Annotated in this window: 1 pseudogene; it reads left to right on the top strand. The window is 59.1% G+C overall.

The features are described 5' to 3' along the window. Nucleotides 1-378: 378 nt before the first annotated feature. Nucleotides 379-550, top strand: a pseudogene (locus CO660_RS34245) (Crp/Fnr family transcriptional regulator); the annotation flags it as partial.

Genomic DNA, 550 nt, shown 5'->3' on the forward strand with positions numbered 1-550 from the left:
AGCAGCGTTCCCGCAACCAGGCAGAGGCAAAGTATACCCATATGGACTGCAAACAGATGATCGTGCGCGAATGCGGCCGCGAGCAGCGCCAGAAACGCTGCGACCGCGATCACCATCGTTTCTGTCGTGTAATTCATGATGTCGTCTCCAGTGCGCAGACGACCGCCTCGCGGCCGGCTTTCTCGGATTTCGAGGCAGGACTGTCACGAAGACGGGAACGGCTCCTTGATCTACATCAACAAGCGGACTGGAAGCGGTGGACGAACCGACGTTGTTACACTCTGTTGCAAACTTCCCCCTTTGGCACCGCCCGCTTACTCCCGTGTGACGCAGCTGCTTTCTACCGCACCCACTGCCACAAGGGGCGATGAAGATGCTGTGCAGAACAACCACGCGTTCGACAATGGCGCGAAGGGGCGCGAAGCCATACATGCCGGCCAATCCCTCTCTTCGCTGTTCGTAGGCTCGGCGGCCGAGGCCGTCGCAGCCGGTAAGGCGATTTGGTGGGAGGGTGATAAGCAACCATCTTGTCCAGGTGGAAGAAGGTGTC

The sequence above is a fragment of the Rhizobium sp. L9 genome, from assembly GCF_002531885.1.
GTDB lineage: Bacteria > Pseudomonadota > Alphaproteobacteria > Rhizobiales > Rhizobiaceae > Rhizobium.